The organism is uncultured Nisaea sp., assembly GCF_963974195.1.
GTDB lineage: Bacteria > Pseudomonadota > Alphaproteobacteria > Thalassobaculales > Thalassobaculaceae > Nisaea.
In genome coordinates, this window is sequence record NZ_CAXBDC010000143.1 from 1 (window position 1) to 8,757 (window position 8,757).

Annotated in this window: 11 protein-coding genes and 1 pseudogene; 2 read left to right on the plus strand and 10 right to left on the minus strand. The window is 62.8% G+C overall.

Annotated elements, in window-relative coordinates; translation table 11 throughout:
* A pseudogene (locus tag AAC126_RS20540) lies at nucleotides 1–189 on the plus strand (glutathione synthase); the annotation flags it as partial.
* A gap of 4 nt (nucleotides 190–193) precedes the next feature.
* Here AAC126_RS20540 and AAC126_RS20545 read toward each other — a convergent pair.
* From AAC126_RS20545 to AAC126_RS20555, 3 genes are all read right to left on the minus strand, one after another.
* Nucleotides 194–1,033 (minus strand): DNA/RNA non-specific endonuclease, encoded by an 840-nt coding sequence (locus AAC126_RS20545; protein WP_339857064.1) that lies wholly within the window; start codon nucleotides 1,031–1,033, stop codon nucleotides 194–196.
* Between the two features lie 74 nt (nucleotides 1,034–1,107).
* Nucleotides 1,108–2,628, minus strand: coding sequence for a YifB family Mg chelatase-like AAA ATPase (locus tag AAC126_RS20550; RefSeq protein WP_339857066.1), 1,521 nt, complete (start codon nucleotides 2,626–2,628; stop codon nucleotides 1,108–1,110).
* Between the two features lie 70 nt (nucleotides 2,629–2,698).
* Complete coding sequence (locus AAC126_RS20555) at nucleotides 2,699–3,961, minus strand: pentapeptide repeat-containing protein (RefSeq protein ID WP_339857069.1); 1,263 nt, start codon at nucleotides 3,959–3,961, stop codon at nucleotides 2,699–2,701.
* 301 nt (nucleotides 3,962–4,262) lie between these two features.
* Here AAC126_RS20555 and AAC126_RS20560 point away from each other — a divergent pair, with 301 nt between their 5' ends.
* Nucleotides 4,263–4,661: a DUF427 domain-containing protein gene (locus tag AAC126_RS20560; protein ID WP_339857072.1), complete on the plus strand. Its 399-nt coding sequence runs from the start codon at nucleotides 4,263–4,265 to the stop codon at nucleotides 4,659–4,661.
* Between the two features lie 10 nt (nucleotides 4,662–4,671).
* On the opposite strand, the gene AAC126_RS20565 is transcribed toward AAC126_RS20560, so the two are convergent.
* From AAC126_RS20565 to hisB, 7 genes are read right to left on the minus strand one after another with little or no spacing between them, the layout of a single operon-like run.
* A complete protein-coding gene (locus AAC126_RS20565) occupies nucleotides 4,672–5,037 on the minus strand; it encodes a histidine triad nucleotide-binding protein (protein ID WP_339857074.1) in 366 nt (121 codons plus the stop codon).
* A 31-nt stretch (nucleotides 5,038–5,068) separates the two neighbouring features.
* On the minus strand, nucleotides 5,069–5,389 hold the full coding sequence (locus AAC126_RS20570; RefSeq protein WP_339857076.1) for a phosphoribosyl-ATP diphosphatase: 321 nt from the start codon (nucleotides 5,387–5,389) through the stop codon (nucleotides 5,069–5,071).
* Entirely contained in the window at nucleotides 5,386–6,147 is a 762-nt protein-coding gene (hisF, locus tag AAC126_RS20575; RefSeq protein WP_339857077.1) for an imidazole glycerol phosphate synthase subunit HisF, read from the minus strand. The genes AAC126_RS20570 and hisF overlap by 4 nt, the downstream gene beginning before the upstream one ends.
* A complete protein-coding gene (hisA, locus tag AAC126_RS20580) occupies nucleotides 6,147–6,890 on the minus strand; it encodes a 1-(5-phosphoribosyl)-5-[(5-phosphoribosylamino)methylideneamino]imidazole-4-carboxamide isomerase (RefSeq protein ID WP_339857079.1) in 744 nt (247 codons plus the stop codon). The genes hisF and hisA overlap by 1 nt, the downstream gene beginning before the upstream one ends.
* On the minus strand, nucleotides 6,887–7,441 hold the full coding sequence (locus AAC126_RS20585; RefSeq protein WP_339857080.1) for an N-acetyltransferase: 555 nt from the start codon (nucleotides 7,439–7,441) through the stop codon (nucleotides 6,887–6,889). The genes hisA and AAC126_RS20585 overlap by 4 nt, the downstream gene beginning before the upstream one ends.
* Nucleotides 7,442–7,452: 11 nt before the next feature.
* A complete protein-coding gene (gene hisH, locus AAC126_RS20590) occupies nucleotides 7,453–8,130 on the minus strand; it encodes an imidazole glycerol phosphate synthase subunit HisH (protein WP_339857082.1) in 678 nt (225 codons plus the stop codon).
* Nucleotides 8,127–8,735, minus strand: coding sequence for an imidazoleglycerol-phosphate dehydratase HisB (hisB, locus tag AAC126_RS20595; protein ID WP_339857084.1), 609 nt, complete (start codon nucleotides 8,733–8,735; stop codon nucleotides 8,127–8,129). Before hisB ends, hisH begins: the two co-directional genes overlap by 4 nt.
* Between the last annotated feature and the right edge of the window lie 22 nt (nucleotides 8,736–8,757).

Consider the following 8,757-nt stretch of genomic DNA (forward strand, 5'->3'; position numbering starts at 1 on the left):
GCGGAAATCTGCGAGATCATCGGCCCGACCCTGGCCGAGAAGGGACTGATCTTCGTCGGCATCGACGTGATCGGCGACTATCTGACGGAAATCAATGTGACCTCGCCAACCGGCCTGCAGGAACTCGGCCGTTTCGATGGACGTTCCATCGAGGCGGAACTCTGGGACGCCATCGAGTCCAAACGCTGAAATCTCAACTGCGCGGCGTCGCCCCGGATGACGAGACGATTGCCGCGCAGCCAAGACGCGCCCGCAGCATATTGACCTGACCGCCAGGCGCTCTTTCCAGTTCCGGCGTGAATGTCAGGCCGGACCGCACGGCGATTCCGGCAACAGACGCCTCATAGGCCCTGTCACAGAAATCGGCTTTGCGCGGCACTTCCTGATCCAGCACGAAACCCGCAACCTCAAGCGCGTCTCCGCGCAGCAGGGAGATGATTTTCCAGTATCCGCTCGGCACGCGATGCGGCTCGTCCGCTCCCGGAAGCGGCGGCATCTCCCGCTCATACAGCGGCCCGGTAAGAACGTGCACACGTCCGGCGCCAGACCTTGCAAGAACCCGGACTGCTGCCTCGAGCTCTTTCCAGGGGCCCTGATTGAGGGCGCTTTTCTGCGGCGTGATGTTCGAGAGGTAGTTTGTCGCCTGCCAGCCGGGTGCGCCCGTGAAGCTGGCCAATGGTGCCTGATGCCCCCGGTCCGTTTTCAGCGCCTTGTGCGCCCCCTTGTAATCCGCCGGCTCCAGCGTCTCATCCGGCGGCAACAAGGGGTCGGGACGCCAGGACCGGCGCTGCGAGGGGCCGATATCCGCCGGCACGACGTCATAGGCCACCCAATCGGCGAACTTCGTCGCGGCGTTGTTGGAAAATGTATGGCTGGCACGCGCGACGATCCGGTTCACCGTCCGCGTCACCGGGCACTGCTGGAAACAATTGGCATCCAACGGCTCCGCACGCACCGGCGGCGGGGCCAGAAGCAAAGACAACAGCAGGACAGAAGCGAGAAGCCGGATCGGGCTTCCGTTGCGCGCGGACATAACAGCCACACCGATAATTATCGATATGACCGAATATCATATTATTCTCTCGTGTGAGTAGAATTTTACTCTATTCAGGCTGCTTTTTTCAGAACCAGCCCCCTGTAAGCCAGTGCCTCCGCAACATGATGTTTTCTGACAGCTTCAGACTGCTCCAGATCGGCAATGGTTCTGGCAACCCGCAGGATACGATGATAGCCGCGCGCCGACAGTGCGAGGCGGGCCGCCGCCTCCTCCATCAAAGCCTGCCCCGGCGGATCGGGCCGGGCATGCTCCTCCAGCAGCTTTCCGCCAAGCTCCGCATTGGTCTTGCCCTCGCCCCCCGCTCTCTCGAAACGGCGGCGCTGGAGGCTGCGGGCGGCAGCCACCCGGGCGGCCACGATTTCGGACCGTTCTGTATCGGGCGGCAGTCCCAGCTCCCGGACCGAGACCGGCTCGACCTCGATACGCAGGTCGAATCTGTCCAGCAGCGGGCCTGAAAGACGCGCCTGATAGTCGAGGCCGCATTTCGGCGCGCGCCCGCAGGCCTGTGCCGCATCGGAGAGATATCCGCACCGGCAGGGATTCATCGCCGCAATGAGCTGGAACCGGGCCGGATAGGTTACCCGGTGGTTGGCCCGGCTCACCACCGCCTGCCCTGTCTCGATCGATTGCCGCAGTGAATCCAGCACCGTGCGCGGAAACTCCGCCAGCTCGTCGAGAAACAGGACCCCGCAATGCGCGAGGGAGACTTCCCCCGGTCGGGCCTTCAGGCCGCCGCCGACAAGCGCCGGGATGCTGCTGGAGTGGTGCGGATCACGATAGGGCCGGGCGCGCGATATCCGGCCGCCCTTCAGGTCGCCCGCAACGCTGCGCACCATGCTGACCTCCAGTGCCTCCCGCGCATCGAGCGGCGGCAGAAGCCCCGGCAGCCGGGCAGCCAGCATCGACTTGCCCGCACCCGGAGGGCCCGTCATCAAGAGGTTATGGCCACCGGCCGCCGCGATTTCGAGCGCCCGCTTGGCGCTTTCCTGGCCTTTCACATCCGCAAGATCGGGAAACAGGCCCGGCTCCTCCGCCCCCGCGGGCTCGGGCGGGGTGAGCACCTGGCTGCCCTTGAAATGATTGATCAGCGCCAGCAGTGTGCGCGGCGCCAGCACATCGAGATCCCCGGCCCAGGCGGCTTCCGGGCCAACCTTTTCCGGACAGATGATGCCAACCCCGCGCGAGACCGCCCCGAGGGCCGCGGGCAATATCCCGGAGACTTCCGTCAATTGCCCGTCCAGCGCCAGTTCGCCAAGCACCAGATATCCGGCGATTTCCTCCGCCGGAAGCACCCCCATCTGCACCAGGATCCCGACGGCGATCGGCAGATCGTAGTGACTGCCTTCCTTGATGACGTCGGCCGGGGCAAGATTGACGGTGATGCGCTGTGGCGGCAGGGCAAGACCAAGCGCACTCAGCGCCGCCCGGACCCTGTCCTTGCTCTCGTCCACGGCCTTGGCCGGAAGGCCGACGATGGAAAAGGCGGGCAGCCCGTTGCCCATATGCACCTGAACATCGATATCGAGGGTATCCACCCCCTGAAACGCCACTGTCCGAACCCGCGCAACCATATCCGCCCCACCGAGAATGTCTCCCGGCTGGTTATGGGGCGGTCTGACCTGTTTTCAGGTGGGATGCCGTCTAGGAGTTCTCTTCGAGCAATGCCGGATCGCCACCGCGCACATCAAGGAAAGAGCAGGACCGGACCGCCACTTCGGTAAAGCTGGCATGGGTCACGTCCGCATGGTCGAAGCAGGTATCCTCGACAAGGGCACCCGCGAAATCAGCCCGCTGCAAGTCCGCGCCGACCAGCTTGGCGCCCCGCAGATCCGTCGGCCATTCCCGCAGCACCTCAAGGGTACCCGGCTTCAGGATCGCAATCCGGGACAGGCGGGCGGAGACCAGGATCGCGCCGCTCAGATCCGCGTCTTTCAGATTTGTCCCGCGCATGTCTACCCGGGTCAAATCCGTCTGGGTCAGGTTGGCATTTTGCAGGTTGGCGAGCCGGAGCGACGCGCCTTTCAGCTTGGTGCCGTTCAGCTTGACCCGGGACATTTCCGCCGCGCTAAGCTCCGCCCCGCTCAGATCCATGCCGGAAAGATCCGTATCACGGAAATCCCCGCGCGTGCCTTTGGCGCCACCCGAGGAAACCCAGTGGAAATGCTCCACAAGCCGGTTCCGGATATCTTCCGGCAGATTTTCCATGCCCGACGCTATGCGGCAATCGGTCAGGTCCGCATCGGTCAGATCGACACCGTCAAAGTTGCAGGACCGCAGGTCCGCACCGGAAAGATCGCTGTTGCGCATCTGCGCCTGGGTCAGGTTCGCACCCTGAAGATTGGCGTTCTGCAACACCGCGTCCTTGAAGATCGTCCGGCTGAGATCGGCATGATGGAGATTGGCACCGACCAGTTTGGCGGAGGAGAAGTTCGCACTGACTGCAACCGCGCCGGAAAGGTTGGCGTTGCTGAGGTCGGTATGGATCAGCTTCGCCTCGGACATGTCGCTGTTCTGCAGATCGGCCACCTGCTCGATCGCGTGATGCACGTCGCGGATCTTCATCGGCCGCAGATCGGCGTTGGTCATGTCCGCCGCCATCAGCTTCGCGCCGGCGAGAGACGCCCCCCGCAGATTGGCGCCGACGAGGCGGCTGCCGGACAGATCGGAATTGCTGAGACGCGCCGTCAGCATCTGGGCGTCGGACAGGTTGGCGCCGGCAAAAACACTGTTCTGTAAATTGGCACCAGCGAGCAATGCCTGGCGCAGATCCACGCCCGGAAGACGAACGGCGCGCAGATCACGCTGTCTCAGATCGGCGATTTCACCGCCTGGATAGCGACGCAAAAACGCCTCGTGCTTGGAGACGATTTTGTCGAGTTCCTGCTGAAGTTCTTCGATCAGCATTGTTCAGGTCCAGGTCAATATTCGCATGCCCATACAAACAGGCAACAACATATAGAAAAAATGGATGCTGTTTTCTCTATATCTTGGCATCTGTTTACAGTTTTACTTTAATCAATCCAGGACCGCATATCAATCAATAAAATCAACACTCTATGGTGTGGGTTAAACGCTAAACCTTAAATTACCCCGCCTTAAAGACTTATTTGCAACGCACCCTGGCGACGGTTCGCGCAACCGTGTCCTTGTACATTGGAGAGTTGCACCCAAGATCTTCAGCATTGACCATCAAGGGAGAATGCCTGTGGCAGAGAGTGATTTGCCCGACACTGTTGCCCCGGTTGAGGGAGCGATCCGCAACCCTGCAAATCCGCACCACTTCATGGTGGTCCAGCCTGCCGGGCGCAGGATCCGGATCTTTTTCGGTGATCGTCTCGTCGCGGACAGCGTGGATGCACTGCGGGTAATAGAAATCGGCCGCCGGGCTTACGAGCCCCGCCTCTACCTGCCGGAGCAGGCCCTGACCGTACCGCTGGTCAAGCTGGACAAGGTGACCCATTGCCCGCTGAAGGGCGATGCGGACTATTTCTCGCTGGAAGGCCAGGAAATCGCCTGGGCCTACCGCAGCCTGGACTTTGCCGCCGTGCTGGACGGGCTCTATTCCTTCTGGGGAGACAATATGCGGATCGTGGAAGGGGAATAATCCCCCCGCTTTAGTCCGGCTTCTGCAGCATCCGGCCAAGACGGCGGCCGCCGAGCAGGTGGATATGGAGGTGCGGCACGTCCTGCACGCCATTCTCGCCGGTATTCACGATCAGGCGATGCCCGTCTTCGCGGGTTTCCGTGATCTTCGCCACCTTGCCGATGGCCCGGACCCAGGCGACGATCTCTTCATCGCTCGCCTGCTCCGAGAATTCGTTCATGGTCTTGTAGGGACCCTTCGGGATCACCAGCACATGCACCGGAGCCTGGGGCTGGATATCCTCAAAGGCGAGAACATGCTCGTCTTCATAGACGGTCTTGTTGGGAATTTCGCCGCGCAGGATCTTGGCGAATACATTCTGCTCATCATAGGACATCGAACTTCCCCTCACTCCCAATCGGCGGCGCTCACTCGGAGCGGCTTGCCTTTTCCTCGATCCCGGACAGCCCCTCGCGGCGCGCCAGTTCAGCCCAGACATCCTCCGGCCTGACCCCCGACGCACTCCACAGCACAAGCAGATGATACAGCAGGTCGGCGCTCTCCGCCGTCAGCCCGGCACGATCGCCGGCGACGGCTTCGATCACGGTCTCGACCGCCTCTTCGCCAACCTTCTGGCCGATCTTTTTCGGGCCCTTGTCGAACAGCTTTGCTGTGTAAGAGCTTTCCGGATCAGCCCCCTTGCGGGAGTCGATGACCGCGTGCAGCCGGTCGAGAATATGCTCGCTCATTGCGGCCTCACGGGAACACCGGCCTTTGCCATCGCCGCTTTTGCCTCGGAGATGCGGAACGTGCCGAAATGGAAGACGGACGCGGCCAGGACCGCCGAGGCGTGGCCTTCGAGAATGCCTTCAGCGAAATGCTCCAGCGTGCCTACACCGCCGCTGGCAATCACCGGAATGCTCACCGCATCGGAAATCGCCCGGGTGAGCGGCAGGTTAAAGCCCTGCTTGGTGCCGTCCCGGTCCATCGAGGTCAGCAGGATTTCGCCCGCTCCGTATTCAGCCATGCGTTGGGACCAGGCGACGGCATCGATGCCCGTCGCCTCGCGGCCGCCATGGGTAAAGATCTCGTACTTGTCCGGCCCGACGCTTTTCGCATCCACCGCCACGACAATGCACTGGCTGCCGAATTTCTCCGCCGCCCGGCGCACGAAATCCGGGTCCTTCACCGCCGCCGTGTTGATCGACACCTTGTCGGCACCTGCCAGCAACAGCTTGCGGATATCCTCCAGCGTGCGCACGCCACCGCCGACGGTCAGCGGCATGAAGCACTGCTCCGCCGTCCGGCCAACAACATCGAACAGCGTGTCCCGTTCCTCATGGCTGGCGGTGATATCGAGAAAGCAAAGCTCGTCCGCGCCTTCGCGGTCATAGATCTTGGCCTGCTCCACCGGATCGCCGGCATCGACCAGATCGAGAAAGTTGACGCCCTTGACGACACGGCCGTCCTTCACGTCGAGACAGGGGATAACGCGCGCTGTCAGCATCAGACGGCCTCCGCTTCGGGGGCGGCCAGCAGAGCGACCGCTTCGGCCAGATCGATCCGCCCGTCATAGAGCGCCCGGCCTGAAATCGCGCCCGCGATACCCGGCGCGCCCGCCGCCTTAAGCGCGGCAAGATCATCGAGCGAAGCCACCCCGCCGCTGGCGATCACCGGCGTCGAGATCGCGTTTGCCAGAGCGGCGGTCGCCGCCACATTGACGCCGCCGAGAGCGCCGTCCCGGTCGATATCGGTGAAGATGATTGCCGCCACGCCGCAGCCTTCGAATTGCCGCGCGAGATCAACGGCCGACAGGGTCGAGGTTTCGGCCCAGCCTTCGACCGCGACCATGCCGTCGCGGGCATCGATACCGACCGCGATACGTCCCGGATGGCGCGCGCAGGCTGCTTTCACCAGTTCCGGGTCCCGCAGGGCCACGGTGCCGAGAATGACCCGGGCGACGCCCTTTTCAAGCCAGGCATCGATCGCCGCCATGTCGCGGATACCGCCGCCAAGCTGCACCGGCACATCGACTGCCGCCAGAATCCGGTCAACCGCTTCGCCATTCCGGGTTTCCCCGGCAAAGGCGCCATCCAGATCGACGACATGAACCCAGCCGCACCCGGCGTCCTGAAACAGACGCGCCTGGGCGCCGGGATCGTCATTGAAGACCGTCGCCGTATCCATTTCGCCCTTGAGCAGCCGGACACACTGGCCGCCCTTCAGATCGATCGCGGGAAACAGGATCATGCCGCGTCCAATTCCTTGTAAAAAAAGTGTCCGGCAACGAAGCCGTCCCGCACATAGGCATAATGCGGCAGGCTGCCGAACCGGATATATCCAAGCCGTTCATAGAGCCGAATGGCCGCATGCTGGGTTTCGCGCACATCCAGCGTCAACACCTTGAAACCTTCGTCCCGCGCGTGCTTTTCAGCAATCTCCATCAGATCGCGGGACAGACCATGCCCCCGGCCCCATGGAGCGACAAAGGTCGTCGTCAGGCTGCAGGTATGACGCTGCGCCTCGTTGTTCCGTGCCGGTTTCTGGATCTGGCAAGAGCCCGCGATCACCCCGTCGAGCCGGCCCACGAAAAGATCGCGCTCGGGGATCAGCAGGACCCCGCGCCAGAACGCTTCCAGCGTTTCCCGCGGCGGCGGGGATATCCATCCGAAACCGCCACCATCCTTGATCGCCGCTTCCGCCGCGTCCGACAGGTCCTGCAAGTCGCCCGGGCCGAACTCGGTCAGCATCTCGACCGTGGGAGCCGGCGGAAAATGTGTTTCAGCGCCGCTGTCGTCCATGCCGCCCTCCTTCATGGAGCCCAGTCGAGAAAATTCCGGATGAAGGCAAGCCCGTTGGCCTGGCTCTTCTCCGGATGAAACTGGGTTCCAAAGTAATTCTCGCGTCCGATGAGCGCCGCAATCTCGCCCCCGTAATCGCTGGACGCGATCAGGTCGGCGCGGTCTGCCACATCGAACAGATATGAGTGCACATAGTAAACGAAAGCACCCTCTTCGATGCCTTTCAGCAGCGGATGCTCCGGCTGGAGGATATTCAGCCTGTTCCAGCCCATATGCGGAACCTTGAGGGCCTGGCCATCCGGTGCCGGCGCGGGTTTGATCAAACGCACCTCGCCGCCGATCCAGCCCAGCCCCTCCGACGTCACATGCTCCAGCCCGCGCTCCGCCATGAGCTGCATGCCGACGCAGATGCCGAGAAACGGCGTGCCGTTCCCGAGTACTGCGTCCGTCAGCGCCTCGACCATGCCGGGCAGGCCATAGAGACCGCCACGGCAATCCGCGAAGGCACCAACCCCCGGCAGCACGATGCGCCCGGCCGCGCGCACCACGGCCGGATCGGATGTCACGACAATCTCGGTGCCTTTGCCATGCTCGGCCGCCACCCGCTCGAAGGCTTTCGCCACCGAACGGAGGTTGCCGGACCCATAATCAACAACTGCGACTGTGGTCCGGCCGCCAGAGGCGGTCACAGGCTCCCCCCGAGGGTGCCCTTGGTCGAAGGCACGGCATCGCCGCGACGCGGGTCGATCTCAATGGCCACCCGCAACGCCCGGCCGACCCCCTTAAAGATGGATTCGACGATATGGTGCGTGTTGTCGCCGTAAAGATTCTCGATATGCAGGGTCAGCCCGGCCGCCTGGCTGAAGGCCTGGAAAAACTCCCGGAACAGCTCCGTGTCCATATCGCCCAGCTTCTGCGCCGGCATAGTCGCCCGCCAGACCAGAAAGGGGCGGTTCGAGCAATCGAGCGCAACCCGGCTCAGCGCCTCGTCCATCGGCAGATAGGAGGAGCCGTACCGGTTGATACCCTTGCGGTCCTTCAGCGCCTTCGACAAGGCATCGCCGATGGCCCAGCCGCAATCCTCGGTCGTGTGGTGTGCATCGATATGCAGATCACCCTCGGCCCGGACCTTCAGATCCATCAGCGAATGTCGGGACAGTTGCTCCAGCATATGGTCGAGGAAGCCGATCCCGGTCTCGACGTCATATTTCCCGGTTCCGTCCAGCGAAAGCTCGACGGAAATGCTGGTTTCATTGGTCACGCGCTTGACGGTCGCGCTGCGGTTGTCCGACATGGGTTCTGCTCCCAAGCAATAT